The organism is Variovorax sp. UC74_104 (genome assembly GCF_044055375.1).
In the GTDB taxonomy this organism is placed as follows: Bacteria; Pseudomonadota; Gammaproteobacteria; order Burkholderiales; family Burkholderiaceae_C; genus Variovorax.
The window spans coordinates 5,059,368-5,084,466 of the sequence record NZ_CP171978.1; the positions used below are offsets into that span (position 1 = coordinate 5,059,368).

Below are 25,099 nucleotides of genomic sequence, written 5' to 3' on the forward strand. Positions count from 1 at the left end.
GCGGCTGCGCGGGTATCCTCCCGGGCCATCGAAGACCCGACGGAGACAAGGCGGTGGACATCTACATGGAACAAGGCGGCGAAGGCCCCGACCTGCTTCTCATGCTGCACGGGATGGGCGCGACCGGCGCGGTGTGGTCGCCTCTGTGCGCGGAGATGCACACCGGCACCAGCGCTGGCTGGCAAGGCCGCTGGCTGGCGCCGGACCTGCCCGGCCACGGCCGCTCCGCCGCACAGGACTCCTATGCCATCGGCCAGCACGCCGCGAGCGTGGCGCGCGCGGTGCTGCCGCACATCCAGCCCGGAGGACGCCTCGTGGTGCTCGGGCATTCGCTCGGCGGCGTGATCGCCCTCGCGCTCGCCACCGGCTGGTTCGGCCTCGTGCCGCATCGCGTGTTCGCGGCGGGCATCAAGATCGCGTGGAGCGACGAGGAAGTGCAGCGCATGGACTCGCTCGCGCTGCAGCCCGCGAAGCTGTTCCCGACCGAAACGCAGGCGCAAGAGCGCTACCTCAAGGTGTCGGGCCTCGCGGCGGTTGCCGGCACAGCATCAGCGGTGGCCGCGCGAGGCGTCGCCCGTGAAGGCGACGGCTGGCGCCTGGCGATGGATCCGCGCGCCAATGCGGTCGGCAAGCCGCCGCTGTCCGAACTGATGGCGCTCGCGCGCTGCCCGGTCCATCTCGCGCGCGGAGGCAACGACGCGATGGTGACGCTGGAGCAGACCCGCTCGCTCGATGCCGATGCGCGCGACCTCGGCCCTCATGGGCACAACGTGATGGTCGAGGCGCCTGCCCAGGTCCTGGACTGGATGGCTTCCTTCAGCTGACGCGCAGTTCTTCGATCCTGCGGATCGGTATCGCTGCCTCCGCAGCACGCGCCCTGAGCTGGCCGCATCCGCCGTCGACGTCCTGCCCGGCCGAGTGGCGCAGCTTCGTCAGGATGCCGCGCTGATGCAGCGTGCGGGCCATCTCCTCGCAGCGCTCCAGCGACGGGCGGCTGAAGCCGACGCCGTCCACCGCGTTGAAGGGAATCATGTTCAGCACGCCCCACTTGCCCGAGAGCAGCCGCACGATGCCGTCGATCTCGTCCTGCCCGTCGTTCACGCCCTCCAGCAGCGTCCACTGGTACTGGATGGGGTAGCCGCTGGCCCGCGCATAGCGTTCGCCCGCCTCTACCAGTTCCTCGGGCGTCATGCCTGGGGCGCGCGGAAGCAGCTTCCTGCGCAGCTCGGCCTTGGTGGTGTGCAGCGAGAGCGCCAGCGCGGGCCTCACGCGCTCCTTCATCAGCCGCTCGAACACGCGCGGATCGCCCACGGTGGAGAACACCAGGTTCTTGTGGCCGACGTTGCCGACCGTGCCCAGCAGTTCGATCGCCTCCAGCACGTTGTCCATGTTGTGCGCCGGCTCGCCCATGCCCATGAACACCACCTTGCGCACCGGCCTGCGCATGCGTGCGAGCGCGACCTGCGCAATGATCTCGGCGCTTCCAACCTGCCGCAGCAGGCCGTCGCGGCCCGTCATGCAGAACTGGCAGCCGACGGCGCAGCCCACCTGCGAGGAGACGCACAAGCCGTCGCGCGGCAGCAGCACGCTCTCCACGGTCTGGCCGTCGGCGAGAGCGACCAGCAGCCGCTCGGAACCGTCGGCGCCCGGATGCGCCGCGACGACGCGCGCGAGCCCGGCCAGCTCGGCCTCGATGGACGGCAGTTCCTCCATCAGCGAGGCGGGGAAGAAGCTCGCGGGCAGCCGCCTGCCGCTGTTCCTGGGCAGCGCGTGGGACCACAGGCGCAGGATGCGCTGCTCGTGGCTGGGGCCGGCTCCGGCCTTTCTCAGCCGCTGTTTCAGTTCGTGGATTCGCATGTGCCGCCTGGGGCAGGAAAGCGCCCGCATGCTTGCGGGACGGTGATCGACATGCGCAGGATTGTGCACGGCGCCGGCGCCTCACCCCTGCGGCTGCAGCCGGCCAGGCACATCAATGCACTACGGCGCCCGGCTCTTCGGCAACGCCGCGCGCAGGCCACAACGCGAGGCCGCCCGAGAGGCTCCATGCCTGCGCATGGCCGAGGCGACGAAGCGCCTTGGCGGCCTGCGCGCTGCGGTTGCCGCTTCGGCAGTAGAAAAGCACCGGTGTCGCAGCCGGCAGCGCCAGCCATGCGGGCAAGGCATTGAGCAGGCCCGACAGCGGCACGGCCTCGCAATGCGCGCTGGCGCCGAAGGGCAGCGATTCGCTCAGGCGCTGCTCGTAGGGCTCGCGCACGTCCACCAGCAGCAGGCCCGGGGTTTCGCGCAGCAGCCGCTGCGCTCCGGCGGCGCTCATCTCATGGCCAGCGCCGGCGCAGCCGCTGTCGACGCGCGCGCCGCATGCCAGGGTCTGGTATTCGGTCAGCGCGAGTCCTTCTTCGAGCTCGGCCTTCGCCGCCGCGAAGTGGTGTGCGTCGATGCTGCCGGCGAGCACCTGTGCGAGCAGCGGCTGGGCGGCGCATTCGCGGGCCAGGGTGCTCGCGAAGCGCTCGTCGTAGTCGTGCGCCGACAGCAGCAGCGTGTGCGGGCCCACGGCCTGCTGCAGCCTCTTCAGCGAAGGGCCGAATGCCAGCGGCGCACTCTGCGCGAAGTCGCTGCGGCCCAGCGCGCCGGGCATCACGGTGTCGCCCACGAAAGCCAGGCGGATGTTCATCTGCGCGTCGTGCAGCAGGTAGGCGGTCGAGTCGGCGGTGTGCCCGGGCGTCGCCAGCCGGGTCAGCATCTGCGCACCGAGGCAGATCGCATCGATGCCCAGCGGCCAGCCGAGCGCATCGACCCCGCCCTGCGCCTGGAGCCGCGCGGGAAGCGCCGCGCGCAGCTCGCCGCCCGAGGACACGTGATCGCCGTGGCTGTGCGTGTCGAGCACGGCGACCAGCGTGTACTCCTGGCAGCGAAGCAACTGCGAGATGCGCCCGGTGAGCTCGGGCAGCGGATCGATGACGACGCAGCGCCGGCTCTCGGCGTCGGCCACGAGGTAGCAACAGGCACCGCCCACCACGAACCGGGTCAGGCCGTCGAGCGCGCTGCCGGGGCGCGGCGCCTCTTCCGAGGTACTGAGGCAGCTGGCGCGCAGCGAAGCGCCGCAGGAGCCGATGCGCGCGCAGGCTTCGTCGATGAAGGTCGGATCGCTCGCCGGGCCGAAGGACAGGCGCACGGCCGATGCCGCCTGCCAGGCGGGCAGGCCCATCGCCTCCAGCACGTGGCTGGGCAGCGCCTTGGCCGCGCCGCAGGCCGAGCCCCCGCTCACCCGCACGTCGGCCGCGTCGAACAGGTCCTGCAGCAGCTTGGAGTCCAGGCCGGGCACCGAGAAATTGAGGGTGGTCGGCAGGCTCAGATCGAAGGGGGCGTTGAACACCACGCCGGGGAACGCGCTCTTCAGCGCGGCGGCGATGCGTTCGCGGTACGCCTCCAGCGTGCGCCTGCCCATGAAGGTCTGGCCGTCCTCGAGCGCCTCCAGTACTGTGCCGAGCGCGGCGATGCCAGACATGTTCTCGGTTCCGGAGCGCAGCGCGCCTTCCTGGCCGCCGCCCGCCATCAGCGGCGTGAACGGCGCGCCCTCGCGGACGTAGAGCAGGCCGATGCCCTTGGGAGCGTAGAGCTTGTGCCCCGAGAACGGCGCGTAGTCGATGCGGTGGGCCGCGAGACGCAGCTCGAGCTTGCCCAGCGCCTGCACGCTGTCCACCATCCACAGGGCCGGGCTGCCGGCCAATGCCTGCTCGATGCCGTCCAGGTCGCTGATGACGCCGGTCTCGTTGTTGGCGGCCATGGTGCAGACCAGGCCGGCCCGGCCGGCATGCGCGCGCAGCCATTGCAGGTCGTGGCGGCCGTCGCGGCCGACCGGGATCGGCAGCACGCGCAGGTCCAGGCCCAGCAGCCGGTTCCAGTGCCTGATCGCCTCCGGCACCGCCTTGTGCTCGGTCGCTCCGTACAGGATGCAGTCGACGTCCGTGCGGCCGCGCAGCGAGCTCAGCGCCGACAGCACCGCCGTCTGGATGCCTTCGGTGGCGCCACTCAGAAAGAGCAGGTCGCCGGAGGGAGCGCCGAGCAGGCGGCGCGCGCGGGAGCGCACCGAATCCATCAGGGCGCGCGCCTTCAGCCCGGTGCTGTGGACGCTGCTGGGATTGCCGAAGTCGTCGGCCATGGCTGCGAGTGCCGCGGCCCGTGCGCGTGGCAGCACGGGCGTGGTGGCGTTGGCGTCGAGGTAGATGTCCATTGGGGTGATTCCGGCGAAAGGGGCGGCGCGGCGGGTGCCGCGCTCCTGAAGGAGTCTGCCGGCCGGGCCTGGGAATCGGCTTGCCTTTTGCGCAGGCGATACTTATAAGATTGGAATCTGATGCTCTTTTCTGGATAACTAGTGAAACTGGATTCCATAGATATCCGAATTCTTGATCTCCTGCAGCGCGACGCCGAGCTGCAGGTGGCCCAGATCGCCGAGCAGGTCGGCCTCTCCGCCACGCCGTGCTGGCGGCGCATCCAGCGCCTGAAGGAGGCCGGCGTCATCACGCGCTCGGTGGCGCTGCTCGATCCGCGCAAGGTCAACGTGGCGGTGACGGTGTTCGTGTCGGTGCGCACCAGCACGCACTCGCAGGAGTGGTTCGACCGCTTCACGGCCACGGTGCATGCCATTCCGGAGGTCGTCGAGTTCTACCGGATGAGCGGCGACGTCGACTACCTGCTGCGCGTGGTGGTGCCTGACATCGCGGCCTACGACGCGGTCTACAAGCGCCTGATCGCGGGCACCAACCTGCACGACGTCAGCTCGAGCTTCGCGATGCAGGAGCTGAAGCAGACGACGGCGCTGCCGCTGAGCTACGTCTAGAAGGAAAAAAAGAAAGAGAGAAGGCCCGACGGCCCTCGACTCGTCAGAACAGGCCGCCCTGCCCCACGGCACCCGGCGGACGGAATGCCGACACATCGAGCGGAATGCGCTCGCGGTTGTAGCCCAGGCGGTTCGTGGCCTTCTGGAAGCGCTGGTGGATCAGGTCGGCCCAGAGGCCCGAGCCCTTCATGCGCGTGGCGAAGTCGGCGTCGTAGTCCTTGCCGCCTCGCATGTCGTGGATGCGCGCCATGATGCGGTCGGCGCGCTGCGGGTAGTGCAACGCGAGCCACTCCTTGAAGAGCGGCGCCACTTCCCACGGCAGCCGCACCACCGTGTAGAAGGCGCTGCGCGCGCCGGCCTCCCACGCGGCCTCGAGCACCTGTTCCATGTCTTCGGTCACGAAGGGAATCTGCGGCGCCACGCTCACGCCGACCGGCACGCCGGCCTCCGCGAGCGTGCGAATGGTGCGCAGCCGGCGATGCGGCGCGGCGGCGCGCGGCTCCAGCTTGCGGGCGAGGTCGCCGTCGAGCGTGGTCACGGTGACGTACACGGCCGCCAGGCGGTCGGCGGCCATGGGCGCGATCAGGTCGAGGTCGCGCTCGACGGCGCTCGACTTGGTGACCAGCGCGAACGGATGGCGCGCTTCCCGCAGCAGCTCGATGACCGAGCGCGTGAGCCGCAGCTCGCGCTCGATGGGCTGGTAGCAGTCGGTCGCGGTACCGATGGCGATGTGGCTCGGCCGGTAGCTGCGGCGCCCGAGCTCCGTGCGCAGCACCTCGACGATGTTGCGCTTGGCGATCAGCTTGGTCTCGAAGTCGAGCCCCGGCGACAGGTTGAGGTAGCTGTGCGTGGGCCGTGCGAAGCAGTAGATGCAACCGTGTTCGCATCCCCGGTACGGGTTGATCGAGCGGTCGAAGGAGATGTCGGGCGAGTCGTTCTCGTTGAGGACCGACTTCACGTCCTCGAAGCGCACTTCGGTGGCGAGGGGCTGCAGTTCCTCGGCCTCGGCCGCGCCTTCCTCGAGCGTGCCCCAGCCGTCGTCGAAGGCATTGCGCTCGTCCTTGGAGAACCGATGCGCGATGTGCGTGGCCGCGCCGCGGCCCTTGATGGCATGGATGGGAATGAAGGCGGCTGGCATGGTCGGCGACTCCTTGGCAACTCGGTTTTCTGTTCTATTTACTGTTTATTCATACAGTATTCCACCGATTCACCGTCGCTGCCGAATTTTTAATTTCTTTCTTGACAGAAATTTCGAGAATCCTAAACTCGGCGCATGGAACTCACCGACATCCAACGCAAGTTCGTCCTGCACTGGGGCGAAATGGGGTCCCTTTGGGGCGTGAACCGCACCGTCTCGCAGATCCATGCCCTGCTCTTCGCCCACGGCAAGCCCATGAACGCCGAGGAGCTGTGCGACACGCTCGGCGTGGCCCGCTCCAACATCAGCAACAGCCTGAAGGAGCTGCAGGCCTGGAACCTGGTCCGCGTGACCCACACGCTGGGCGACCGGCGCGACTACTTCGAGACCAGCGTCGACGTGTGGGAGCTGTTCCGCACCGTGGTGCGCGAGCGCAAGGAGCGCGAGTTCGACCCCACCGTGCGCGTGCTCCGCGAACTGGTCTCCAGCCCCGACTTCCAGAAGGAGCCTGCCGACGCGCAGGACCGCATCCGCTCCACGATGGAGCTCATGGAAAAGCTCGCCACGTGGGCCGACGAGATGCTGCGGCTGTCGCCCGGCACGCTCGACAAGGTGATGACGCTGGGCGCGAGCGTGCAGAAGTTCGTGCGCGGCGATTCGTCGCAGGGCGGCAAGGGCACAGGCAAGGGCGAAGACCCGGATGCGCACCACGCCAGCCTCCCAATGATCTGAAGGTCTCTTTTTTTGCCCATCAATTTCTGTTTTGACAGAAATATCGATAACAAGGAACATCATGAGCCGCATCCCCACTCCCGCCTACCCGCTCACCGTCTATTTCGACGCGAGCTGCGCGATCTGCTCGGCCGAGATGGGCAGCCTCAAGGCGCGCGACACGGCGGGCCGGCTGCGGATGGTCGATTGCTCGCCGGCCACGTTCAACGACGGCCCGGCACCGCGCGAGGCGCTGATGGCGGCCATCCATGTGTCGGACGCCGAGGGCCGCGTGCACGTCGGCGTGCCGGCCATCCGCATCTGCCGCACGGCGGTGGGACTCTCCAGCGGCAGCTTCCTGCTCGACCTGCCGGTCGTCGCTCCGCTGGCCGACCGCGCCTATGCACTGCTGGCGCGCAACCGCTACCGCATTCCGCGCTGGCTGGCCACGAGGCTCGCCGGGCGCGTCGCGCCCTCATGCGACGACAACTGCCGCATCTGACCCGAAAAGAAACCCGACGAACAAACCAGCGAGGGAACCGCCATGCCGACCGTCTTCCAGCCCGACTTCCGCATGCCGCACGAGACGCTCGCGCACAGCCAGTCCGAGAACACCGTCACAACTGAAGACACGCAGGACTACTTCACCGAGGTCGCGACCGACTACAGCGCCTGGAGCCCCAGCTACAACATGCACTTCGGCTTCTGGCGCGCGGGCCTGAACCCGCTGCGGCGCGAAGGCATGCTCGTCGAAATGAACCGCATGGTCGGCCGCGCGCTGCGTCTCGGCGAGGCGTCCCAGGCCAGCGACAGGCGCCGCTGCGTGATCGACATGGGTTGCGGCGCCGGCGCCACCGCGCGCACGTTGGTCGGCGACGACGCATCGCTCTACGCCGTCACCGTGACCAACGTCGCCGTGCAGAACCGCATCGCCGCGAAGCTCGACGCTGCCGCCGGCGTGGCCGACCGCATGGCGCACATCGAAGCCGACTACACCCGCACCGGACTGCCCGCCGCACAGGCGGACGGCGCCTGGGCCCTGGAAAGCGCCTGCTATGCCGGCGGCACCGACAAGGCCGACTTCGTCCGCGAAGCCGCACGGCTGCTGAAGCCCGGCGCGCGGCTGGCCGTGGTCGACGGCTTCCTGCTGCGGCACCGGCCCGGCCGCCTGGCGAACTGGCTGCACCGCCTGTGGGCCGACAGTTGGGCCGTGCCCACGCTGGCCGTGCGCGACGACTTCGTCGCGGCACTGCGGGCAAACGGCTTCGACAACGTGGAAGTGAAGTCGCTGCGCTGGCGCGTCGCACCCAGCGCGCTGCACATTCCCGTGCTGGCCACGCGCTTCACGCTGGCCGAGCTGTGGAAGGCGCGCGGCAGGCTCAGCCCGTGGCGGCGCAAGCACATCGTGGCCAGCTACTGCGCACTGGCGCTGGGCATGTTCTGGCGCGACTTCGACTACTGCATGGTCACCGCCACGCGCCATTGCGACTGAACGGCAGCCCCCGAAACGACACAACGAGGAGAAGAAGAGGTTCCCGCATGCAAAAAGACTCCGAAGAAAGCAGGTTTTCCGAACTCGCCCCCATCGAGCAGCCAGCACATGAAGAAGCGCAGCCCAAGCCCGTTCGTGGCATGCCGTTCGGCTGGTTCTGGCCCATGGCGTCCGGCGCCGCGATTGCGCTCGTGCTGCGCATCGTCTTCAGCAGCGCACCCGGCAAGCCCTACTCGGCCATGCTGGGCTCCTTCGTGTACTTCGTGCCGGCGGTGTGCGGCGCGGTCACCGTCTACATGGCCGAGCGCATCGAGCGGCGCAGCTGGGGCTACTACATCTGGGCGCCGTGGGTGGCGACCTCGCTCTTCGTCGGCGGCACGCTGCTGGTGTTCATCGAAGGGCTGATCTGCGCCATCGTCATCGTGCCGCTGTTCGCCACCATGGGCAGCGTCGGCGGGCTGGCGATGGGCATCGTGTGCCGCATCACCAACTGGCCGAAGCAGGCCGTCTACAGCTTCGCGATGCTGCCGCTGGTGCTGGGCGCCATCGAGCCCCAGCTGCCCAACCCCGACCGCTACTCCGACACCTCGCGCGCACTCTTCATCGCCGCGCCGCCCGAGCGCGTGTGGCACGAACTCAACGCCGCGTACGACATCCGACCCTCCGAAGTCGGCGACGCCTGGGCCTACCGCATCGGCGTGCCGATGCCGGTGTCGGGCGTGACGGTCGACACACCCGAGGGCCGTGTGCGCCAGGTGCAGTGGCAGAAGAACGTGCACTTCGAGGAAGTCATCACCGAGTGGCAGCCCAACCGCCTGCTGAAGTGGCGCTTCCGCTTCTCGCCCGACTCCTTCCCGGCCGGTGCGCTCGACGATCACGTGATGATCGGCGGCCAGTATTTCGACCTGCGCGACGCTACCTACACGCTGACGCCGCGCGATGGCGGCACCGAACTGCGCGTGGCTGTCTCGTGGCGCATGAGCACCAGCTTCAACTGGTATGCCGACCGCGTCATGCATCTCATGCTGGCGGATGCCTCGCAGAACATCCTGCGCTTCTACAAGGCGCGCAGCGAGGCGGCCGTGACGGCGGCGGCAGCTGAAGCCCAATGACGATGCAGCCCGTCTTCCAGCAGGCGCTCGGCCCCGCCTGGGACCGGCTGGGCGGCGTCATCCGCCGCCACTACGCGATGCGGCCGTTTTCCGACGACCACGTCTGCGTGCGCGGCACCATGAGCGAGGTCTGGCACGCGCCATGGGCCGCGCTGCTGATGCCCTTCGGCCGGCTGTTCGGCGCGCTGGTGCCGCACCAGGGCAAGGACGTGCCGATCGAAGTGCACTACCGCTGCCGCCCCGGCAACGCCATGCTCCACTGGGACCGCATCTTCAGTTTCCCTGGCAGGCCGCCCTTCCATTTCCGCTCGCACATGGAACACGATGCGGCCCGGGGCAGCGAGGTGATCGAGTACGTGCGCTTCGGCATCGGCATGCGCCTCGCGGTGAGCGCCGAAGAAGGCGCGCTGGTGTTCCGCGACCTGGGTTATGTCTGGCGGGTCGCGGGGCTGCGCATTCCGCTGCCGCTCGGGCTCTTCCTCGGCACTGCCTACGTCGAGGAGCGGCCCGACCCCGCCGACGCAGACCGCTTCACCATGAAGATGCTGCTGCGCCACCGCTGGCTGGGCGACGTGTTCCGCTACAGCGGGCGCTTCAGCCTCGGAGCGCGAACGGGATCACAATGACCGCACCATGCCACGCCGCCCAGAAAACCTCTACGCCCAGTACCACGCCCACGTCTATTTCGGCCCCGACACCCTCGCGCAGGCCAAGGCCCTGTGCGAACGCGCGGGCCACGAATTGATGGTGGTGGTCGGCCGCGTGCACGAGCGGCTGGTGGGCCCGCATCCGCACTGGAGCTGCCAGCTTGCCTTCGACGCCGCCGAGTTCGACCAGGTGATCGGCTGGCTCGAGGCCAACCGCGACGGGCTCGACGTGTTCGTGCACGGCGTGACGGGCGACGACCTTGCCGACCACACGACGCACGCGATGTGGCTGGGCGAGGAAAGCGAGCTCGACCTGCGGATGTTCAGGCGCTAGACCTCTTCCCGGGCCTCTTTCCGGGCCTCTTCCTCGATCCCGGCGCCGTGCACCTTGAAGAAGGAGGCGCCCTCCACCTTCTGGCCGATGGCCTGCTCATAGGCCACGCGCACCTCGTCGGGCTGCCCGGCCTGGCCGAAGAAGTCCTTCAGGTACGGCCCCAGCAGCGGATGCGCCGCCAGCTCCCTGCGCGGCAGGCCGTTGATCATCTCGTCGCGGCAGGCCGAGGGCAGGAACACGTTGCGGTTCTTCTCCGGATCGCGGATCAGCCCCTTGGGCTCGTGGGCCGGGTCGGCCTGCATCGCCTCGAGTTCCTCGAAGAAGCGGCGCCGCATCATCACGATGCCCTTGTCGCTCTGGCCCAGCTTCTCGCGCGTGCGGTCGGTGATGGCGCCCTGCCCCACCCACACCACGAAGTCCTGGTTGGCGACGTGGCTGATGATCCAGCGGCCCGTCACCGGGTCCTTGATCGGGCCGTACCACGACGGGATGCGATCCTGCACGTAGGGCTCCTGCTCGCTGGGCACGCGGCTCAGCACCCACAGCACGCTCAGCGTGTTGTGGTCGTCGATGGGCACGCGCCATTCGAAGTGATGGCCCAGGAAGAAGCCGTTGGGCCACAGCGTGACGCGGCCGGTGGTCCACATCACGTTGTCCTCGCGCTCGCCGCCGCGCAGGCGCTTGTAGACGAAGCCGTGCTCGAACTCCTCGAAGGCCAGCTTCAGGTGCGTGGGCACGTACGGCCCTTCGTCGCCCTGCAGGCGCGTGGTCCAGTTGTTGTGGGTCCACTCGAAGTGCACCGGGTCGATGGAGTTCTCCTGGCACTGGAACCAGTTGCAGGGGATCTCGGCGAACACCGCCTGCGCGAAGCCGTTCGCGCAGTTGAAGAGTTCCCAGTCGGGCAAAAGAGGCGCGGGCTGCGGGCCCATGTACGTCCACAGCAGGCCGGCCTTCTCCTGCACCGGGTAGGCCTTGATCCTCGTGTTCCTGCGCATGCGCGCGCCGGGGTCCAGCGTTTCCTCGAAGGGCTGGTGCACGCATTGGCCGCTCTGGTCGTACTGCCAGCCGTGGTAGCTGCAGCGCAGGCCGCATTGCTCGACGTATCCGTACGACATGTCGGCGTTGCGGTGCGGGCAGCGGCGGTCGACCAGGCCGTAGTTGCCGCTCAGGTCCTTGTAGAGCACCAGGTCCTCGCCCAGGATGCGCAGCGGCTTCACCGCCTTGTCGTCGAACTCGCTGGCGCCCGCGATCGGGTGCCAGTAGCGGCGCAGGTAGTCGCCCATCGGCTTGCCGGGGCCCACTTCGGTCAGCAGGCGGTTCTTTTCTTCGCTCAACATGCGCAGTCTCCTTGTCGTTGCTTGTCGCTCGTGTTCTTCATCGGTCAGTCGGCGCGGATGCCGAACTCGCGCACCAGCCTGCCGAAGCGCTGGTCGTCGTCTGAAATCTGCTGCGCCAGCACCGAGGGCGCACCGCCCACGGGTTCGATGCCGAGCGCGGCCATCCTCGCCTGCACGTCGGGCATCTTCAGTATCTCGTTGAGATGTCTGTTGAGCGCCTGCACCACGTCGGGCGGCATCGCCTTCGGCCCGAGCAGGCCCATCCATGCGCTCACGTCCACGTCCTTGAAGCCCAGTTCGACGAAGGTGGGCACCTCGGGCATCAGCTTCGTGCGCTGGCGCTCCGCGACGCCCAGCGGCACCAGCTTGCCCGCGGCGATGTGGCTCGCCACCGCGCCCGGCGTGATCCAGCCCACGGCCACGTGGCCGCCCAGCACGTCGTTGACCACCGGCGCCACGCCGCGGGTACGGTGCGTGCGTGGCCGCGATGCCCGCGTCCTTGTTGAAGAGTTCGCCCGCGATGTGCATCGGCGAGCCCGCGCCCGGCGTGCCGTAGCTCAGCGCCTTGCCCGCTTTCGCGCCGGCCACGAGCTGCGCGACGCTGCGGATGCCGGTCACCGGCGCGGTCACCAGCAGCAGCGGGATGTTGCCGGTCTTGACGATGGGGGTGAAGTCCTTCACCACGTCGTGCGCCACGCCGGGGCCGGCCTTCAGCACGTGCTGCGCGATGGGAAAGGTGCTGGGCGTGAACAGCAGCGTGTAGCCGTCGGCCGGCGCCTTCGCGACCCAGGCGTTGCCGATCATCCCGCTCGCGCCGGGCCGGTTGTCGATCAGCACCGGCTGGCCGGTGCGCTGCGAGAGCTTCTCGGCATAGGTGCGCGCGATGGCGTCGGTGTCGCCGCCGGCCGGATAGGCGACGACGATGGTGATCGGCTTCGACGGCCAGGACTGCGCCATGGCCGCGGCAGCGGCGCATAGCGAAAGAACGGCTGCTGCAGCGGCTCGGGCCGCGTTTCGCGGGTGAAACAACATGCTCTTTTCCTTCTCGGTGGGACGACGTTGGTGTCGTCCGCACTGTAGGAACGGGGCCGCGAAGCCAGAAGATATAGTTTCACGCAGTGAACCTTTTTCCGGAGACCGGCATGTCGGACACCACGGGCGCGCAGAGCGTGAAATCCATCGACGCATTGCGCCGCGGGCTCGACGTGATGCTGGCCATCCAGCGCTCCTCGGCCGTGACGCTGCAGGAGCTGCACCGGCAGACCGGCCTGTCGAAGGCCACGCTGCTGCGCATCCTCAAGACGCTGCAGCAGGCGGGCTGGGCAGAGCGCAGCGAGCACGACCGGCGCTACGTGCCCACCTCGGCCACGGGGCAGTCGGGCGCTGCGGCGGCATGGCGCACGCGACTGTCGGCACTGGCGGCGCCGGCGCGCGCCACGCTGCAGCGCGTGGTGCCATGGCCCATCGACCTGGGCGTGCGCGACGGCACGGCCATGCTCATCCTCGACACCGACAGGCCGCGCAATGGGCTGGCGGTCAACTACCGGGCGCTGGGCTTCAGACCGCCGATGCTGCTGTCCTCGCTGGGGCGCTGCTATCTCTCGTTCTGCCCGGAAGACGAGCGCCGCGAGATCCTCTCCGCGCTGGCGCGCTCGCCCAACGACTTCGACCGCAGCGCGCGGCGCCCCGAGAACATCCGCCGCATGGTGGCGCATGCGCGCGACCTCGGCTACGTGGCGCGCGACCCGACCTCGACCAGCATGGATTCGCCCGACCGCTTCGGCGCGATCTCGGTGCCCCTGCGCCAGGGCGAGCGGGTGGTGGGCTGCCTCAGCTGCGCCTGGCTGCCGGCCGTGAAGAGCGAGCGCGAGATCGTGTCCGCCCACCTGGGGGACCTGCAGCAGGCCGCGCAGAGCATCGAGCGCAAGCTGACGCAGGCAGGCTTCGGACCGCCCCCTGCAAGTTCATGAAGCGCGCGGCTCAGAACTCCGCGTCGAGCTCGTCGATCTCGTCGGGCTCCTGCTTCGCGGCCGCCACCCATTCCTTCATGGCGGGCAGTTCCATCACGCGCTTGCAGTAGGCCGCGCACACCGCGTCCAGCGCCACGTCGTAGCTCAGGAAGCGCGTGACCACCGGCGCGTACATCGCGTCCGCCATGCCCGGCTGCTTGCCGAACAGGAAGGGGCCGCCATAGGCCTTCAGGCACTCGCGCCAGATGGCGACGATGCGGTCGATGTCCGCCTGCGCGCGCGACCACACCTTGAAGTTCTTGAAATGGGCCTTGATGTTCATCGGCAGCGCGCCGCGCATCGAGGCAAAGCCGGAATGCATCTCGCCGCAGATGGCGCGGCAATGGGCGCGGGCGGCGATGTCCTCGGGCAGCAGGCCGGCCTTGGGCTTGATCTCGTTGAGGTATTCGCCGATGGCCAGCGTGTCCCACACCTTCACGCTGCCGTGCTGCAGCGAGGGCACCAGCATCGACGACGACAGCAGCAGCATCTCGGCCTTCATGGCCGGATCGTCGGGCGGGATCACCTTCTCGCTGAAGTCCAGCCCCGCCAGCCTGCACATCAGCCAGCCGCGCAGCGCCCAGGCGCCGTAGTTCTTGCTGCTGATGGTGAGTACGGGTTTGGCCATCTCGGAGCTCTCCTTGGGCGTTGCGCCTTTGCCCGTGCCGCGTGCAAGCCCCATGCCATGCGGCTGGCCCGCAACTTGCCTGCGCGAGATTCATGCTGTACCGGGCCTACCAGAACCAAGCCGACCTGCTCTCCCCGGCGCGGCTTGCGGCGCAGTACCTCGCCAAGGCCCTGTGGCAGGAAGGCACCGAGCGCACCATCTTGCGGCGCATGGCCGCCCAGTTCGAGGTGTTCTCGCGCATGCGCCTGACCCACACCCGGCCCGACTACGGCATCCACAGCGTGGTGTCCGACGGCGTCGAGGTGGCCGTGCACGAGGAGAAAACCCTCGTCTCGCCCTTCGGCACCCTGCTGCACTTCCGCAAGAACACCGATGCGGTGCATCCGCCCGTGCTGCTGGCCGCACCGTTGTCGGGCCATTTCGCCACGCTGCTGCGCGAAACGGTGCGCACCCTGCTGCGCGACCACGACGTCTACCTGACCGACTGGCACAACGCGCGCGACGTGCCGCTGTGGCACGGCGGCTTCGGCCTGGACGACTACACGCTGCAGCTCATCAGCTTCCTGGAGGCCGTGGGCCCGGGCGTGCACATGGTGGCCGTGTGCCAGCCCTGCGTGGCCGCGCTGGCCGCCACCGCGCTGATGGCCGAGGACGGCAACCCCGCCACGCCGCGCAGCCTGACGCTGATGGCGGGCCCGGTCGATTGCCGCATCAACCCCACGGCGGTGAACAAGCTCGCGACCGACCGCCCCATCGACTGGTTCCGGCGCAACCTCATCAGCCACGTGCCATGGCCGCACGCCGGCATGATGCGGCGCGTGTACCCCGGCTTCCTGCAGCTGTCGGCCTTCATGAGCATGAACCCGGAGCGGCACAAGAAGCAGTTCGAGGACATGTACACCCACCTGGTCGAAGGCGACGTCGAGAAGGCCCGCACCATCGGCACCTTCTACGACGAGTACCTGGCGGTGAACGACCTGCCGGCCGAGTTCTACCTGGAGACGGTCGAGCGCGTGTTCCAGACCTACGACCTGCCGCTGGGCAAGCTCACCGTGGGCGGGCGCACCGTGAACCCGGCCGCCATCCGCCGCACCGCGCTGCTCACCGTGGAAGGCGAGCGCGACGACATCTGCGCCGTGGGCCAGACGGTCGCGGCGCAAGACCTCTGCACCGGCATCCGGCCCTACCTGAAGGCGCATCACCTGCAGGCCGGCGTGGGGCACTACGGCGTGTTCAGCGGCAGCAAGTGGAACGCGCAGATCTATCCGCGCGTGCGCGAGACGATCCACGCTGCCGCGGAACTGGGCTAGAGCCAGGTCTAAGACGACCGCCGCCCCCGCGCCCCCTTGCCACTCACGCGCCGCACCGTCGCCTCGCCGGCCTGCGGCAGCCGCTCGCGCAGGAAGGCGATGAGCTCCTGCGCCACCACGTTGCGCATCGGCCCCGGCAGGTAGGCCAGCACCACGCGGCGCTCGACGCGCGGCTTCAGCAGCGGCACCACGGCCAGTTCGGGGTCTCGCAGCGACGAGGTGTACAGGCGCGGCATCAGACCCAGGGCCTGGCCGCCGCGGACCAGCGCATAGAGCGTCTCGGAGTAGCTCACGCGGTACGGCTGCGGCCCCTGCGCGAACTGCGCGCGCGCCGGATTGCCCAGCGCCGGCATGCTGCCGCTCTCGAAGAGCACCAGCCGCTCCTTGCCGATGGCCTCCCAGCTCGCATCGCCGGCCGCCGCCAGCGGGTGGTCGCGCCGCACCACCAGCACCAGCGGGTCGCGGAAGAGGTCGATGCAGGTGAGGCCGCCCGGCGGCTCGGTGATGGCGGCCACCGCCATGTCGATCTGGCCGCTGCGCAATTCGGCCAGCAGGGTGTTCGACGGGGCATCGCGCCAGGACAGCTCCACCTCTCGATGGCCGTCCTGCAGGAACTCGCTGGCGGCAGCGGCCACGCGCGCGCTGGCCGAGGGAATCACGCCGATCCGCACATAGGCCCGGCCGCGCTGCACGGTGCTCTCGATGTCGCGCAGCGCCACCTCGAAGGTGTTGACCAGGAAGTCGGTGCGCGCGAGCACCTCGGCGCCCACCGGCGTGAGCTCCAGCCGGTGGGTGGAACGGGTGAGCAGCTCCGCGCCGAGCAGCTTCTCCATCTGCTTGATGGCGTTGCTCAGGGCCGGCTGCGTGATGGCCAGCCGACGCGCGGCCCTGCCGAACTGGCCTTCTTCCACCAGCACCGAGAAGAACTGCAGCTGGCGCAGCGTGAGCGCGCGCAGGGGCAAGGCGGCCATGGCGAATCCCTGGTTATTGATTCAGTGAATCAAATTATAGAAATTCAAAATTTTCCTTATGGGCACGCCATTACTAGACTGCCCGCCATGATCAGCCCCACGTCCGCGCCCGTTGCCTCCGCAGCGCCCCTCACGCTGGAGGCGATGCTGCATGCGATGCCCAAGGCCGAACTGCACTGCCACCTGTTCGGCACCGTGCGCCATGAGACCTTCAAGCAGCTCAACCGGCGCGCCGGCTCGCCGCTGGCCGACGACGAGATCGAAGGCTTCTACACGCGCGGCGAAAAGCCCGTCGGCGTGCTGCGGGTGCTCCGCGCGCTCGACGCCCAGTTGGTGCGCAGCCCTGGCGACCTCTACCAGCTCACGCTCGAATACCTGCAGGACGCCGCCTCCCACAACGTGCGCCACGCGGAGTTCTTCTGGAACCCGACCGGCACGGTGCATGAGTCGGGCATCGACTACCCGCTCGCGCAAAGCGCCATCGTGCGCGCCATTCAAGACGCCAGGCAGGAGTTCGGCATCTCCGGCCGCCTCATCGCCGCCATCGACCGCGAGGCCAGCCCCGAGGCGGCCGTGGAGATGGTCGAGTGGGTGAAGGCCAACCGCTGCGACGAAGTGATCGGCATCGGCATCGACTACCGCGAGGTCGACCGCCCGCCCGAGATGTTCGCCCGGGCCTACACCGAAGCAAAGAAGGCCGGCCTGAAGACCACCGCGCACGCTGGCGAGTTCGGCATGCCGTGGACCAACGTGCGCACCGCGCTCGACGACCTGCAGGTCGACCGCATCGACCACGGCTACACGGTGGTCGACCAGCCCGACTACGCGCGCCAGTGCGCCGAGCGCGGCGTGATCTTCACCGTGGTGCCCACCAACTCCTACTACCTGCGCACCCTGCCGCCCGAGCGCTGGGCAATCGACCACCCCATCCGCCGCATGCCCGGCCTGGGCCTGCGCATCCACCCCAACACCGACGACCCGACGCTGCACAAGGTCACGCCCACGCAGGCCTGGCTGATGATGGTGCGCGACTTCGGCTTCGGCCTGGACCACCTGCGCGGCTTCATGCTCAACGGCCTCGACGGCGCCTGGATCGACGACGCGCAGCGCCGCGAATGGCGCACGCAGTGGAGCGCCGAGTTCGACGCGCTGCGCGCCCGGCTCGAAAGCGAGCCCGCCCCCTCCCCCGATCACCAAGGATGACCCACGCCATGAACACGCCCCGCCGCCTGCTGCTAGCCACTGCGCTCTGCGCCGCCCTGCCCACCATGGCCCTCGCGCAGCAGGCCTGGCCCTCGGCCAAGCCCATCACGCTGATCGTGCCCTTCACCGCCGGCGGCAGCGTGGACGTGAACGCCCGCCTGGTGGCCCAGCGCCTGGGCGAACGGCTCAAGCAGTCGGTGGTGGTCGAGAACGTGGCCGGCGCGGGCGGCGCGATCGGCGTGGCCAAGGCCGTGAACGCGGCGCCCGACGGCTACACGCTGGTGGCGGGCCCCGACAGCGCCATCGCCATCGGCAAGCTGGTGAACCCCTCGGCCTTCCGCTTCGATCCGCTGAAGGACCTGGCGCCGGTGGGCATGCTCAACACGGCGCCGATGGTGCTGGTGGCACGGCCCGGCCTCGAGGCGCAGACCTTCTCCGACTTCGTGAAGCTGGCCAAGGCCAAGCCCGGCAAATACAACTACGCGACCTCGGGCGTGGGGACCGTGCTGCAGCTGGCGATGGAGCTGCTGAAGGAGCGCAGCGGCTTCTTCGTCACGCACGTGCCCTACCGCGGCGGCGCACAGATCGCCACCGACGTGATCGGCGAGCAGGTCGACTTGGCGATGCTGGTGAGCACCAGCGCGATTCCGCACGTGAACGGCAAGCGGCTGAAGGCGCTGGGCATCACCGGCAGCAAGCGGCTGGCCGCGCTGCCCAACGTGCCGACCTTCGACGAGATGCCCGGCCTCAAGGGCTTCGACATGGTGAGCTGGACCGGCATCTTCGCGCCCGCGAAGACGCCGCCGGCCGTGGTCGCGCAGATCAACCAGGAACTCAACGCGGTGCTGCAGGAAGAAGGCGTGCGCAGCAAGCTCGTGGAGCAAGGCGCGCTGCCGGGCAGCGGCACGCCCGAGGCCTTCGCGAAGTTCGTGCAGGCCGAGTACGCGCGCAACCAGAAGATCGTGCAGACCGCCAACATCAAGGAGTGAGCGCATGACCAGGCCTTTGCTGTCCCGCCGCGCCCTGCTGCTTGGCGCATCCGCCGCCGGCCTCGCGGGCATGGCATGGGCCCAGAGCCCGAGCCCCGCCGAACTGGCGCAGGCGCTCGCCGGCACCCCGGCGACCCGGCTGCCTCCGGCAACAGGCAAGCGCCAGGTCATCATCGACACCGACCCCGGCCAGGACGACGCCATCGCCCTGCTGATGGCCATGGCCGCCACCGACCGGCTCGACATCAAGGCGCTGACGGTGAGCGTGGGCAACCTGCCGCTGGCGGTGACCGAGAAGAACGCGCGCATGGTGCGCGACTGGGCCAACCGGCCCGAGATCCCGGTCTACGCCGGCTATCCGCGCCCGCTGGTGCGCGAACCCATCTTCGCCGACGACGTGCATGGCAAGACCGGCATGGAAGGCCCGACGCTGCACGAGCCGCGCGGCCCGCTGATGCCCACCCACGCGGTGCAGTACATCATCGAGACGCTGCGCGCCGCGCCGCCGAAGAGCATCACGCTCGTGGGCCTGGGGCCGCTCACCAACTTCGCGGCCGCGCTCAACTCGGCGCCCGACATCAAGCCGGCCATTGCCGAGATCGTGGTGATGGACGGCTCCTGGGGCGTGGGCGGCAACATCACGCCGGCCGCCACCTTCAACGTGTATGCCGACCCCGAGGCCGCGTCGATCGTGTTCCGCAGCGGCGTGCCGGTCACGGTCATGTCGCACGACGCGGCGCGCCGCGTGCTGCTGACGCCCGAGCGCATCGCGCCCTTCCGCGCCATGCGCAACAACGCCGGCAGGGTGGTAGCGGACATCTTCGACTCGATGATGGCCTACGGCCTGCGTCGACGGGGCGTGGCCGTCGGCCCGATCTACGACCCGTGCGTGATCGCCTACCTGCTCAAGCCCGAGCTCTTCAAGGGCGCGAAGGTGAGCGTGGATGTGGAGACGAAGGGTGAGTTCACGACCGGCGCGACGGTGGTCGACTTTCGCGGCTACAACCGCCGCACGCCCAATACGCTGTGGATCAGCGAGGCCGATTCCGAGGGCTTCTACGCGCTGCTGCAGGCGCAGATCGCGCGGCTGCCCTGAGCAGGGCCCGCCGCGCTGGGGGAGGCCGGCAGGTCAGCCGGCCTTTTCGTCTTCTTCGGGCCAGTCGCGGATGTAGGCCTTGAGCATCTTGTTCTCGAAGTTCTGGCTGTCCACCACGGCCTTGGCCACGTCGTAGAAGCTGATCACGCCCATCAGCATGCGCTTGTCCATCACGGGCATGTAGCGCGCGTGGCGCTCCAGCATGATGCGGCGGATCTCGTCGAGGTCGGTTTCCAGCGTGCAGGTGACGGGGGCGTCGTCCATGGCCTTGCGGACCTGCGTGGTGCCGACCTGGCCGCCGTTGGCGACGATGGTCACGATCACCTCGCGGAATGTGAGCATGCCGACCAGGTCGCCGTGCTCCATGACCACCAGCGAGCCGATGTCCTTTTCCGCCATCGTCTTGGCGGCTTCTGCCAGCAGGTCGTCTGGCGTGATGGTGAAGAGCGTATTGCCCTTGACGCGAAGGATGTCGCTGACTTTCATCGTGTGCTCCTCTCGAACTCGATCCCGGCTATCTGGGCGGGGGTTACGTTTTTGAATATAGCCCACAATCGACGCCGACCTGAGCGCCCCTGTCGCGCACGCATGAATTGCAGACGTAACGGGGCTTTGCCAGGAGACAACAGCTCAGACACGAGAAAGGCCCTCATGCCCGGATATTCCGACCCCGGTTTCGACACCCTCGCGCTGCACGCCGGCGCCGCGCCCGACCCCGCCACCGGCGCGCGGGCGGTGCCGATCCACCTGACCACCTCCTTCGTCTTCGAATCCAGCGACCACGCCGCCGCCCTTTTCAACCTGGAGCGCGCCGGCCACGTGTACTCGCGCATCAGCAACCCGACCAACGCGGTGCTGGAGCAGCGCGTGTCGGCGCTCGAAGGCGGCATCGGCGCCATCGCTACCGCCAGCGGCCAGGCGGCGCTGCACCTTTCGGTGGCCACGCTGATGGGCGCGGGCTCGCACATCGTGGCCAGCACGGCCCTGTACGGCGGCTCGCAGAACCTGCTGCACTACACGATGCGCCGCTTCGGCATCGAGACCACCTTCGTGAAGCCCGGAGACCTCGACGGCTGGCGCGCCGCGGTACGCCCCGAGACCAAGCTCTTCTTCGGCGAGACGGTGGGCAACCCCGGGCTCGACGTGCTCGACATCCCGGCCGTGGCCGACATCGCCCACGAGGCCGGCGTGCCGCTGCTGGTCGACTCCACGCTCACCTCGCCCTACCTGATCAAGCCCTTCGACTGGGGCGCCGACCTGGTCTACCACTCGGCGACCAAGTTCCTCTCGGGCCACGGCACCGTCATCGGCGGCGTGGTGGTCGACGGCGGGAGCTTCGACTGGGAAAAGTCGGGCAAATTCGCCGAGCTGACGCAGGCCTACGACGGCTTCCACAACATGGTCTTCAGCGAGGAAAGCACCGTCGGTGCCTTCCTGCTGCGCGCCCGCCGCGAGGGGCTGCGCGACTTCGGTGCCTCGATGAGCCCGCACACTGCCTGGCTGATCCTGCAGGGCATCGAGACGCTGCCGCTGCGCATGGAGCGCCACATCGACAGCACGCAGAAGGTGGTCGAGTTCCTCGCGAGCCATCCCTTCGTGTCGCGCGTGGGACATCCGCTGATCGAATCGCACCCGAGCCACGCGCTCGCGCAGAAGCTGCTGCGCCATGGCGCGCGCGGCGCCGGAGCCGTGTTCAGCTTCGACATCAAGGGCAGCCGCGCGCAGGGCAAGGCCTTCATCGAGACGCTGAAGATCTTCAGCCACCTGGCCAACGTGGGCGACTGCCGCAGCCTGGTGATCCACCCCGCGAGCACCACGCACTTCCGCATGACCGACGAGGCGCTGGCGGGCGCGGGCATTTCGCAGGGCACGATCCGCCTCTCGATCGGCCTCGAAGACCCGGCCGACCTGATCGACGACCTCAAGCGTGCCCTGAAGGCCGCGGAAAAGGCGGGTGCCTGAGATGAACTACACCGTCAACGGCCACACCACCTACTGCTACACCGGCGGCAAGCCCTTCGATGCGGCCAAGCCCACGATCGTGTTCATCCACGGCGTGCTGAACGACCACAGCGTCTGGATCCTGCAGAGCCGCTGGTTCGCCAACCACGGCTGGAACGTGCTCGCGGTCGACCTCCCCGGCCACTGCAAGAGCGAAGGCCCGCCGCCGGCCAGCGTGGAAGAGGCGGCGCAGTTCGTGATCGCGCTGCTCGACGCGGCCGGCGTGCAGAAGGCCGCGCTGGTCGGCCACAGCTTCGGCTCGCTGATCGCGCTGGAGGCGGCCTCGCGCGCGCCGGATCGCATCACGCAGCTCGCGATGGTCGGCACGGCCTATCCGATGGTGGTGTCGCCCGCCCTGCTCGAAAGCTCGGTGAGCGATCCGCAGCGCGCCATCGCCATGGTCAACACCTTCTCGCATTCGCTGCTGGCGCCGCCGCCCTCCTCGCTCGGCCCCGGCACCTGGCTCTACGGCAGCTCCCGCGCGCTGATGCGCCGCGTGCTCGCGAGCAACCGCGAGGCGAACGTGTTCCACATCGGCTTCAAGGCCTGCAACGACTACGCGAACGGCGAGGCGGCCGTCGAGAAGGTGCAGTGCCCGGTTCTCTTCCTGCTGGGCGATGCCGACCAGATGACGCCGCCGCGCGCGACCAAGGCGCTGGTGAGCAAGGCGCGCAACGCGAAGGTGGTGACGGTGCATGCGGGCCATTCGCTGATGAGCGAGGCGCCCGACGCGGTGCTGTTCGCGCTGCGCGACTTCGTGTCGACCTGACCTACTCCGCCGCGATGCCCGCCCGGTGGGCGAGCGCGCGGTAGCGCGAGATCTCGCCTTCCATCTGCGTGCGGAAGGCCGCCGCGCCGATGGCCACCGGCTCCATGCCCTGCGCGCGCAGCTGCGCCTGCAGCGCCGGGTGCCCCATGGTCGCGACGACCGTGCGGGCGAGCTTGTCGATCACCGGAGCCGGCGTGCGCGCCGGGGCGGCGAAGCCGTACCAGGCATCGAAGGTGGCCTCGGGCAGGCCCTGTTCGGCCAGCGTGCGCACCTCCGGCAGCATGCTGGAGCGCGTCGCCCCCACGATGCCCAGCGCGCGCAGCTTGCCCGCGCGCACGTGCGGCGCCACGGCCGCCACGGTGTCGATGGCGATCTCGACCTCGCCGCCGATCACCGCCAGCGAGCTCTGGCTGCTGCCCTTGTACGGAATGTCCTGTAGCTGGATGCCCGCGGCCAGCGCGAACAGCTCGCCCGACAGGTGCGGCCCCGAGCCCGAGCCGAAGGTGGCGTAGCGGATGCTCTTCGGCTTTGCCTTGGCCGCCGCGACGAGTTCGGGCAGCGACTGCCAGGGCTGGCCCTTGCCCACCACCAGCACCAGGGGCGTGCGCGCGACGATGGCAATCGGCGCGAGGTCGCGCACCGTGTCGTAGGGCAGCTTGGCACGCAGGGCCGGGTTCACGCTGAAGCTGGTCGAGCCCGACAGCAGCAGCGTGTAGCCGTCGGGCGCGGCCTTGGCGACCGCGTCGGTGCCGATGATGGTGGAGGCGCCGGGCTTGTTGTCGATCACGACAGGCTGGCCGAGCTGCTCCGACAGCGTCTGCCCCATCGCCCGCGCGACCAGGTCGGTGCCGCCGCCCGGCGGGAACGGCACGACCAGCTTGATCGGACGTTCGGGCCAGGCCCCCTGGGCGAAGACGGGCGAATGGGCGCCCAGCACGGCGGAAGCGGAAAGCAGCAGGCCGAAGCGGCGACGTGAGATGGCGATGTCCATGGTGCGTGTCAGGAGAGAGTGGAAGCGGATTGCGCAAGCCGGCCGGCAGCCCACGGCGCGAGTCCCGGCTCGCCCAGGTCCCAGTACAGGCCGGCCATGATCTGCAGGCCCTCGCGCGCCAGCGGCGCGAGCAGGTGCTCGTTGGGCGCGTGCTGCGCGCAGGCGGGGTACGAATGCGGCACCCACAGCGTGGGCAGCCCGAGCAGGTCGGCGAAGACGTCGTTGGGCAGCGAACCGGCGAGGTTGGGCAGCAGATCGAGCCGCTGGCCGCTGCTTTCCTCGATGGACCGGCGTGCCCAGCCCACCCAGGGGTTCTCCACGTCGAGCCGCGTCGCTGCGCCGGTCAGCGTCACCTGCACCTCGACCTGGCCGAAGCCGTGCGCGTCGAGGTGCGCGCGAACGATCTTCCGCAGGTCCTGCCAGGGCGTGCCGACCACGAAGCGCAGCTGGCAGTGCGCCACGGCTTCCGAGGGAATCGCGTTGACGGGCCGCTGCGGCGAGCCCGCGCCGAGCGCCAGCACCTCGATGGTGTTCCAGGCCACCAGCCGTTCGGCCGGGCTCAGGCCGGGCTCGCCCCAGCCCTCGTCGACCTCGGGATCGTCCGCGCCGCCGCCGATGGCGATGCTGGCCAGCGCGTCGCGCACCGCCTGCGTCACCGGCGGCGGGCGCAGCGCCTCGACGAGGATGCGCCCGCGCGCATCGACCAGCGAGGCCACCGCATGGCTGATGACCGTGCCCGGATTGACCAGCACGCCGCCCCAGTTGCCCGAGTGATAGCCGCGCGGCCGGGCGCGCAGCCGCAGGCTGAAGTTGACCGCACCCCGCGAACCGAGGAACAACGTGGGCCGAGCGGCGCTCACGCGCGGGCCGTCGCTGGCGATGAACAGGTCGGCGCGCAGCTTGTCGCGCTGCTGCTCGCACACCGCATGCAGGCCGGGCGAGGCGGCTTCCTCGCCCATCTCGACCAGCCAGGTCACGTTGTAGCCAAGCCTGCCGCCGCGCGCGTCCAGCGCTGCCGCGAGGCCGCCGATGTTGATGCTGTGTTGGCCCTTGTTGTCGGCCGTGCCGCGCCCGTACCAGCGTTCGCCGCGCGCCGTCAGCGCCCAGGGGGCGAGGCCCTCTTCCCAGTGCGCGTCCTGACCGCTGACGACGTCGCCGTGGCCGTAGGTCATTACCGTAGGCAGGGACGGATCCTCGACGCGGCGTGCGATGAGGAAGGGGCCGCCGCCAGGCACCGGGTTGGCGACCACCTCGCAGGCGAAGCCGAGTGCGGCGAGCGGCGGAATCATCTCCTCGCGCAGATAGGCCTCGAGCGCGGGCGTGGCGGCGCCGGTGTCGCTCTCGGTGCGGAAGGCGACGCGGCGCTGGAGGTCGGCGAAGAAGCCGCCCTTGTCGAAGTAGGCGGCTGCAGCGGCGAGGCTGTCTTTGCGTGGCATGAAGGAGGTCCTTGTCTGTCTGTCCATCGGGTGGAGCAAGTACAAGGCCTGAAGGCCGATGCTTCCAGCATCGTTTTGGCAAGCTACC

General features: G+C 69.2%; 24 protein-coding genes and 1 pseudogene. 15 read left to right on the top strand and 10 right to left on the bottom strand.

The window, feature by feature from the left end:
- Positions 1–53: 53 nt before the first annotated feature.
- Positions 54–824: an alpha/beta fold hydrolase gene (locus ACHMXA_RS23820; protein ID WP_395316533.1), complete on the top strand. Its 771-nt coding sequence runs from the start codon at positions 54–56 to the stop codon at positions 822–824.
- Here ACHMXA_RS23820 and ACHMXA_RS23825 read toward each other — a convergent pair.
- Positions 817–1,857 (bottom strand): RNA methyltransferase, encoded by a 1,041-nt coding sequence (locus ACHMXA_RS23825; protein WP_395316534.1) that lies wholly within the window; start codon positions 1,855–1,857, stop codon positions 817–819. The two genes, ACHMXA_RS23820 and ACHMXA_RS23825, sit on opposite strands and share 8 nt — an antisense overlap.
- 112 nt (positions 1,858–1,969) lie before the next feature.
- The gene (locus ACHMXA_RS23830) at positions 1,970–4,231 is read right to left on the bottom strand and encodes an aminotransferase class V-fold PLP-dependent enzyme (RefSeq protein ID WP_395316535.1); all 2,262 of its coding nucleotides are present in this window, start codon (positions 4,229–4,231) and stop codon (positions 1,970–1,972) included.
- A 147-nt stretch (positions 4,232–4,378) separates the two neighbouring features.
- Between ACHMXA_RS23830 and ACHMXA_RS23835 the strand changes: the two genes are divergently transcribed.
- Positions 4,379–4,837: an Lrp/AsnC family transcriptional regulator gene (locus ACHMXA_RS23835; protein WP_176667173.1), complete on the top strand. Its 459-nt coding sequence runs from the start codon at positions 4,379–4,381 to the stop codon at positions 4,835–4,837.
- 43 nt (positions 4,838–4,880) lie between these two features.
- On the opposite strand, the gene ACHMXA_RS23840 is transcribed toward ACHMXA_RS23835, so the two are convergent.
- Positions 4,881–5,975, bottom strand: coding sequence for a PA0069 family radical SAM protein (locus ACHMXA_RS23840; RefSeq protein WP_395316536.1), 1,095 nt, complete (start codon positions 5,973–5,975; stop codon positions 4,881–4,883).
- A gap of 135 nt (positions 5,976–6,110) precedes the next feature.
- Between ACHMXA_RS23840 and ACHMXA_RS23845 the strand changes: the two genes are divergently transcribed.
- The 6 genes from ACHMXA_RS23845 to ACHMXA_RS23870 all read left to right on the top strand — a co-directional run bounded on the left by ACHMXA_RS23845 (position 6,111) and on the right by ACHMXA_RS23870 (position 10,271).
- Positions 6,111–6,707: a GbsR/MarR family transcriptional regulator gene (locus ACHMXA_RS23845; RefSeq protein ID WP_176667175.1), complete on the top strand. Its 597-nt coding sequence runs from the start codon at positions 6,111–6,113 to the stop codon at positions 6,705–6,707.
- A gap of 61 nt (positions 6,708–6,768) precedes the next feature.
- Positions 6,769–7,188, top strand: a complete 420-nt coding sequence (locus ACHMXA_RS23850) for a thiol-disulfide oxidoreductase DCC family protein (RefSeq protein WP_395316537.1) — start codon at positions 6,769–6,771, stop codon at positions 7,186–7,188.
- Between the two features lie 42 nt (positions 7,189–7,230).
- Entirely contained in the window at positions 7,231–8,178 is a 948-nt protein-coding gene (locus ACHMXA_RS23855; protein WP_395316538.1) for an SAM-dependent methyltransferase, read from the top strand.
- Positions 8,179–8,225: 47 nt separating this feature from the next.
- Complete coding sequence (locus tag ACHMXA_RS23860) at positions 8,226–9,290, top strand: SRPBCC domain-containing protein (RefSeq protein ID WP_395316539.1); 1,065 nt, start codon at positions 8,226–8,228, stop codon at positions 9,288–9,290.
- On the top strand, positions 9,287–9,916 hold the full coding sequence (locus tag ACHMXA_RS23865) for a DUF4166 domain-containing protein (RefSeq protein WP_395316540.1): 630 nt from the start codon (positions 9,287–9,289) through the stop codon (positions 9,914–9,916). The genes ACHMXA_RS23860 and ACHMXA_RS23865 overlap by 4 nt, the downstream gene beginning before the upstream one ends.
- Positions 9,917–9,923: 7 nt before the next feature.
- Positions 9,924–10,271 carry a DOPA 4,5-dioxygenase family protein gene (locus tag ACHMXA_RS23870; RefSeq protein WP_395316541.1) on the top strand — a complete coding sequence of 116 codons (348 nt, stop codon included), beginning with the start codon at positions 9,924–9,926 and terminating at the stop codon, positions 10,269–10,271.
- On the opposite strand, the gene ACHMXA_RS23875 is transcribed toward ACHMXA_RS23870, so the two are convergent.
- Both ACHMXA_RS23875 and ACHMXA_RS23880 read right to left on the bottom strand, forming a co-directional pair.
- Positions 10,268–11,608 (bottom strand): Rieske 2Fe-2S domain-containing protein, encoded by a 1,341-nt coding sequence (locus tag ACHMXA_RS23875; RefSeq protein ID WP_395316542.1) that lies wholly within the window; start codon positions 11,606–11,608, stop codon positions 10,268–10,270. The two genes, ACHMXA_RS23870 and ACHMXA_RS23875, sit on opposite strands and share 4 nt — an antisense overlap.
- A gap of 44 nt (positions 11,609–11,652) precedes the next feature.
- Positions 11,653–12,640, bottom strand: a pseudogene (locus ACHMXA_RS23880) (tripartite tricarboxylate transporter substrate binding protein).
- Positions 12,641–12,750: 110 nt separating this feature from the next.
- Between ACHMXA_RS23880 and ACHMXA_RS23885 the strand changes: the two are divergent.
- Positions 12,751–13,578 (top strand): helix-turn-helix domain-containing protein, encoded by an 828-nt coding sequence (locus ACHMXA_RS23885; RefSeq protein ID WP_395316543.1) that lies wholly within the window; start codon positions 12,751–12,753, stop codon positions 13,576–13,578.
- Positions 13,579–13,588: 10 nt separating this feature from the next.
- Here the strand turns inward: ACHMXA_RS23885 and ACHMXA_RS23890 are convergent, their stop codons facing one another.
- Positions 13,589–14,245 (bottom strand): glutathione S-transferase, encoded by a 657-nt coding sequence (locus ACHMXA_RS23890; protein WP_176667183.1) that lies wholly within the window; start codon positions 14,243–14,245, stop codon positions 13,589–13,591.
- Between the two features lie 92 nt (positions 14,246–14,337).
- Here ACHMXA_RS23890 and ACHMXA_RS23895 point away from each other — a divergent pair, with 92 nt between their 5' ends.
- Positions 14,338–15,555, top strand: a complete 1,218-nt coding sequence (locus tag ACHMXA_RS23895) for a polyhydroxyalkanoate depolymerase (protein ID WP_176667184.1) — start codon at positions 14,338–14,340, stop codon at positions 15,553–15,555.
- A gap of 8 nt (positions 15,556–15,563) precedes the next feature.
- On the opposite strand, the gene ACHMXA_RS23900 is transcribed toward ACHMXA_RS23895, so the two are convergent.
- The gene (locus tag ACHMXA_RS23900; protein WP_176667185.1) at positions 15,564–16,526 is read right to left on the bottom strand and encodes a LysR family transcriptional regulator; all 963 of its coding nucleotides are present in this window, start codon (positions 16,524–16,526) and stop codon (positions 15,564–15,566) included.
- A gap of 87 nt (positions 16,527–16,613) precedes the next feature.
- Here ACHMXA_RS23900 and add point away from each other — a divergent pair, with 87 nt between their 5' ends.
- Genes add through ACHMXA_RS23915 form a run of 3 tightly spaced genes read left to right on the top strand, consistent with a single transcriptional unit; the run spans position 16,614 to position 19,814 of the window.
- Positions 16,614–17,729, top strand: coding sequence for an adenosine deaminase (add, locus tag ACHMXA_RS23905; protein ID WP_395316544.1), 1,116 nt, complete (start codon positions 16,614–16,616; stop codon positions 17,727–17,729).
- A gap of 8 nt (positions 17,730–17,737) precedes the next feature.
- Positions 17,738–18,718, top strand: a complete 981-nt coding sequence (locus ACHMXA_RS23910) for a Bug family tripartite tricarboxylate transporter substrate binding protein (RefSeq protein ID WP_395316545.1) — start codon at positions 17,738–17,740, stop codon at positions 18,716–18,718.
- A 4-nt stretch (positions 18,719–18,722) separates the two neighbouring features.
- Positions 18,723–19,814, top strand: a complete 1,092-nt coding sequence (locus ACHMXA_RS23915; protein WP_395316546.1) for a nucleoside hydrolase — start codon at positions 18,723–18,725, stop codon at positions 19,812–19,814.
- A gap of 33 nt (positions 19,815–19,847) precedes the next feature.
- Here ACHMXA_RS23915 and ACHMXA_RS23920 read toward each other — a convergent pair whose 3' ends face one another.
- A complete protein-coding gene (locus ACHMXA_RS23920; protein WP_093209578.1) occupies positions 19,848–20,300 on the bottom strand; it encodes a CBS domain-containing protein in 453 nt (150 codons plus the stop codon).
- Positions 20,301–20,465: 165 nt separating this feature from the next.
- Here ACHMXA_RS23920 and ACHMXA_RS23925 point away from each other — a divergent pair, with 165 nt between their 5' ends.
- Entirely contained in the window at positions 20,466–21,776 is a 1,311-nt protein-coding gene (locus tag ACHMXA_RS23925; RefSeq protein ID WP_093209576.1) for an O-acetylhomoserine aminocarboxypropyltransferase, read from the top strand.
- Between the two features lies 1 nt (position 21,777).
- Complete coding sequence (locus ACHMXA_RS23930; RefSeq protein WP_395316547.1) at positions 21,778–22,584, top strand: alpha/beta fold hydrolase; 807 nt, start codon at positions 21,778–21,780, stop codon at positions 22,582–22,584.
- A gap of 1 nt (position 22,585) precedes the next feature.
- Here ACHMXA_RS23930 and ACHMXA_RS23935 read toward each other — a convergent pair whose 3' ends face one another.
- On the bottom strand, positions 22,586–23,575 hold the full coding sequence (locus ACHMXA_RS23935) for a Bug family tripartite tricarboxylate transporter substrate binding protein (protein ID WP_395316548.1): 990 nt from the start codon (positions 23,573–23,575) through the stop codon (positions 22,586–22,588).
- Positions 23,576–23,583: 8 nt separating this feature from the next.
- On the bottom strand, positions 23,584–25,011 hold the full coding sequence (locus ACHMXA_RS23940) for a M20 family metallopeptidase (RefSeq protein WP_395316549.1): 1,428 nt from the start codon (positions 25,009–25,011) through the stop codon (positions 23,584–23,586).
- Between the last annotated feature and the right edge of the window lie 88 nt (positions 25,012–25,099).

Bases quoted from the DNA above. Each gene is read 5' to 3' on its own strand.
- ACHMXA_RS23865 (WP_395316540.1), top strand. From the start codon at position 9,287: ATGACGATGCAGCCCGTCTTCCAGCAGGCGCTCGGCCCCGCCTGGGAC.
- ACHMXA_RS23900 (WP_176667185.1), bottom strand. From the start codon at position 16,526: ATGGCCGCCTTGCCCCTGCGCGCGCTCACGCTGCGCCAGCTGCAGTTC.
- ACHMXA_RS23885 (WP_395316543.1), top strand. From the start codon at position 12,751: ATGTCGGACACCACGGGCGCGCAGAGCGTGAAATCCATCGACGCATTG.
- ACHMXA_RS23895 (WP_176667184.1), top strand. From the start codon at position 14,338: ATGCTGTACCGGGCCTACCAGAACCAAGCCGACCTGCTCTCCCCGGCG.
- ACHMXA_RS23825 (WP_395316534.1), bottom strand. From the start codon at position 1,857: ATGCGAATCCACGAACTGAAACAGCGGCTGAGAAAGGCCGGAGCCGGC.
- ACHMXA_RS23840 (WP_395316536.1), bottom strand. From the start codon at position 5,975: ATGCCAGCCGCCTTCATTCCCATCCATGCCATCAAGGGCCGCGGCGCG.
- ACHMXA_RS23890 (WP_176667183.1), bottom strand. From the start codon at position 14,245: ATGGCCAAACCCGTACTCACCATCAGCAGCAAGAACTACGGCGCCTGG.
- ACHMXA_RS23915 (WP_395316546.1), top strand. From the start codon at position 18,723: ATGACCAGGCCTTTGCTGTCCCGCCGCGCCCTGCTGCTTGGCGCATCC.
- add (WP_395316544.1), top strand. From the start codon at position 16,614: ATGATCAGCCCCACGTCCGCGCCCGTTGCCTCCGCAGCGCCCCTCACG.
- ACHMXA_RS23845 (WP_176667175.1), top strand. From the start codon at position 6,111: ATGGAACTCACCGACATCCAACGCAAGTTCGTCCTGCACTGGGGCGAA.
- ACHMXA_RS23830 (WP_395316535.1), bottom strand. From the start codon at position 4,231: ATGGACATCTACCTCGACGCCAACGCCACCACGCCCGTGCTGCCACGC.
- ACHMXA_RS23850 (WP_395316537.1), top strand. From the start codon at position 6,769: ATGAGCCGCATCCCCACTCCCGCCTACCCGCTCACCGTCTATTTCGAC.
- ACHMXA_RS23935 (WP_395316548.1), bottom strand. From the start codon at position 23,575: ATGGACATCGCCATCTCACGTCGCCGCTTCGGCCTGCTGCTTTCCGCT.
- ACHMXA_RS23855 (WP_395316538.1), top strand. From the start codon at position 7,231: ATGCCGACCGTCTTCCAGCCCGACTTCCGCATGCCGCACGAGACGCTC.
- ACHMXA_RS23875 (WP_395316542.1), bottom strand. From the start codon at position 11,608: ATGTTGAGCGAAGAAAAGAACCGCCTGCTGACCGAAGTGGGCCCCGGC.
- ACHMXA_RS23925 (WP_093209576.1), top strand. From the start codon at position 20,466: ATGCCCGGATATTCCGACCCCGGTTTCGACACCCTCGCGCTGCACGCC.
- ACHMXA_RS23920 (WP_093209578.1), bottom strand. From the start codon at position 20,300: ATGAAAGTCAGCGACATCCTTCGCGTCAAGGGCAATACGCTCTTCACC.
- ACHMXA_RS23930 (WP_395316547.1), top strand. From the start codon at position 21,778: ATGAACTACACCGTCAACGGCCACACCACCTACTGCTACACCGGCGGC.
- ACHMXA_RS23860 (WP_395316539.1), top strand. From the start codon at position 8,226: ATGCAAAAAGACTCCGAAGAAAGCAGGTTTTCCGAACTCGCCCCCATC.
- ACHMXA_RS23940 (WP_395316549.1), bottom strand. From the start codon at position 25,011: ATGCCACGCAAAGACAGCCTCGCCGCTGCAGCCGCCTACTTCGACAAG.
- ACHMXA_RS23910 (WP_395316545.1), top strand. From the start codon at position 17,738: ATGAACACGCCCCGCCGCCTGCTGCTAGCCACTGCGCTCTGCGCCGCC.
- ACHMXA_RS23870 (WP_395316541.1), top strand. From the start codon at position 9,924: ATGCCACGCCGCCCAGAAAACCTCTACGCCCAGTACCACGCCCACGTC.